General features: G+C 60.2%; 3 protein-coding genes. 1 reads left to right on the plus strand and 2 read right to left on the minus strand.

Annotation, left to right across the window (positions count from 1 at the left end):
* Nucleotides 1–259 precede the first annotated feature (259 nt).
* Both O2S87_RS18370 and O2S87_RS18375 read right to left on the minus strand, forming a co-directional pair.
* On the minus strand, nt 260–1,105 hold the full coding sequence (locus O2S87_RS18370) for a lipoate--protein ligase family protein (protein WP_475410176.1): 846 nt from the start codon (nt 1,103–1,105) through the stop codon (nt 260–262).
* Nucleotides 1,106–1,150: 45 nt separating this feature from the next.
* The gene (locus O2S87_RS18375; protein WP_475410177.1) at nt 1,151–1,930 is read right to left on the minus strand and encodes an SDR family oxidoreductase; all 780 of its coding nucleotides are present in this window, start codon (nt 1,928–1,930) and stop codon (nt 1,151–1,153) included.
* 120 nt (nt 1,931–2,050) lie between these two features.
* Here O2S87_RS18375 and O2S87_RS18380 point away from each other — a divergent pair, with 120 nt between their 5' ends.
* Complete coding sequence (locus tag O2S87_RS18380; protein WP_475410178.1) at nt 2,051–2,839, plus strand: class I SAM-dependent methyltransferase; 789 nt, start codon at nt 2,051–2,053, stop codon at nt 2,837–2,839.
* The last annotated feature ends 54 nt before the right edge of the window (nt 2,840–2,893 follow it).

The following is a 2,893-nucleotide window of genomic DNA, read 5'->3' on the forward strand; positions in this document are numbered from 1 at the left end:
AGTTCCTCGTCGAGAGTGTTGACGACAAAATTAAGCAGATGCTCTTCTTCGATCTGATTGTCTGTTTGGGTTTGTTTCACACTACTTCCAAACAGACACTCCATCTAACCCGATGTGATCGACTGAGTATGGGCGATCCAGCCTGCTACCGTCGGTACTGCCCGGACTGTGATCTCCAAGTGGCGATCACCACCACTGAGTGTCCAGAGTGTGGTCGACACCTCACTGACGGCGATCGTTAACCGCTCGGTTTATTCGCTCAGGTAGTCGACCGTCTCCCCGGAACCCGACGCACCCATTCGTCAGCACCGTACTTTTCATCCACGCGCTCGCTGGCTTTCTGGAGTTCCTCGTCGGTCCACGACCCCTCGGTGGCCCCACACCATTCTGCGAGTGCAGCTTCGAGCGCCGCAACCGCCTCGTCCCGGTTGATATCGCTTTGCTCATCAATCCCGGTGACTCGCTCGCCGAAGGCTTCGGCGTCTGTTGGTGGGTCGACGAACGTCGACAGATGCCGATCGGCGTCGACGCTGTAGGTCAGCGAGCCGTGCTGAATCACCGCGTCCTTCCGGCGGTACTGGGCGTTGCCGCTGATCTTTCGCCCGCCGGCGACGATGTCGTGGGCCGGGTGGAGCGCACGGAGATAGCACGCAGGCGTGTAGAGTTCATCGGTTTCGGTTTCGACAAACGAGGCATCGACGCCCATTCGGTCGAATCCGTCCAGGATTGGCTCACAGAGTAGGTGATACGCTTCCATGAGATCGCTCGGAAACTCCGCGGCCGGAGCCGTGGTCGAATAGGAGATGTCGCCGTACGTGTCGTGGTAGATCCCGCCGCCGCCGGTCTGTCGTCGGGTGATGTCGATCCCTGAAGCCTCGCAGGCCTCCCAGTCGACCGTTTCGGGGTCCTGATGATACCCTAGCGAGAGACAGCCGGGGTCCCACTGGTAGACGCGGACGGTTCGCGGCCCGCCCGCGGCGGCGGTCTCGGCGGCGACCTCGTCGAGGGCCATCTGGATGGGCCCCGACCGTGCTTCCTCACGGATGAGTCGCCACTCCCCCGTCGGGCCGTCGTCAGTAGGGGCGTGGTCGACTGAGTCGGACATACTGAAAGCGTGCTTCCGGCGACCAATAGCGGTTGCGTCCCGCGCCTACGTGTGGATCATGCCGCCGTCGACCAGAATCGACTCGCCATTGACGTAGGAACTCATATCGCTGGCCAAAAAGAGCGCGACGTTGGCAATCTCCTCGGGTTCGCCGAACCGCCCCGCAGGAATCGTTTCCTTGAGCAGTTTGGCGTTGATTCGACCTCGGACACCGCTGCCGAGTTGTGAGTCGACCGTCATCTGGGTATTGCTGAATCCAGGATTGATCGAGTTGACGCGAATGCCGTCGCCGCCGAAGCGGTCGGCCAGTGCGTACGTGAGGGTTCGAACGGCGGCCTTCGAAGCACAGTAGGTCGAGATGTCGGCCATCGCCCGGTAGGCCCCCGCACTCGACATATTGATGATCTTTCCGCCGCCGGTGTCGACCATTTTCTTGCCCGCGGCTTGGGCACCGAAAAAGACGCCCTTGACGTTGATCGACATGAGTTGGTCGTACTCGGCTTCGGTGACCTCCAGAAAGTCCGTCTCGTTAGTGATGCCCGCGTTGTTGACCATGATATCGATCCCGCCGAGTTCGTCGGCAGCGTCGACGGCGACCTGGAGATCATCTGGCTTGGTCACATCACACTCGACGTAGTGGGCCGTGCGGTCGGTTTCGCGCTCAATGAGATCGTGTGTTGATTTGCCGCCCTCACGTGGCGTCTCCTGGATGTCGGCGATGATCACGTCCGCGCCATGGTCGGCGAACGTCAGCGCGATTGCCCGGCCGAACCCGCTTGCGCCGTCGGTGATAACTGCGGTCTCGTCTTCGAGAAGTGGTTCCATACCGTACGGTGTTGGACTGTTTTCTTATATATTTATTATTATTTTAAATGTCCTCTGAGTTGTCGACTGCTGTCGATCCCGTGGTAAAAATTAACTCTCGGCTACTGGAATAGGGCGACAATGACTCTGCCCCCGGCTGATGCCCCGAACCACTGGCATACGACCACCTACGATGACGCCCACTCGTTCGTCTACGAGTACGGCGCGGACGTTGTCGACCTCCTGGACCCGCAGCCGGGCGAGCGCATCCTGGATCTCGGCTGTGGGACGGGCCACCTCACCCACCAAATCGTAGATCGGGGCGCGACCGCGGTTGGACTGGATCGGTCGGCCGAGATGATCGAGTCGGCACGCGACAACTACCCCGATATCGACTTCACCCACGCCGACGCCCGGGAGTTCACCGTTGACACGCAGTTCGATGCCGTGTTCTCGAACGCCGCTCTCCACTGGATCGAAGACCAGGACGCCGTCCTGGAGTCGGTCGCCGACGCCCTCCAGCCGGGCGGTCGGTTCGTCGCCGAACTCGGCGGCCACGGCAACATCGCCGCCATCGTTTCGGCAATCCACGCCGAACTGGCCGCCCGCGGCTACGAGACACCAATGCCGTGGTACTTTCCAACCGTTGGCGAGTATGCCAGCAGGCTCGAAGCCCACGGCTTTGAAGTCCGGTACGCCATCCTATTCGACCGACCCACAGCACTCGATGGTGAGGACGGCCTCGCAACGTGGCTAGAGGGGTTCGGTGACAGCCTGCTGTCGGGACTCTCCGAGGCCGACCAACAGGCGGTTATCGATGGTGTCGAAGACCGACTCTGCGAGGAGTTCTTTTCGGATTGCTCCGTTTATCGCAAGACGGCTCCCGTATTGAATCACTTACATAACAAATTCTCCTGTCTGAGTCGCTGAACTGCCGAATTTCTAGATACAGACTTTGCAGAAGCACCCAAACCAGACTATCCA

The organism is Halohasta sp. A2, assembly GCF_056175805.1.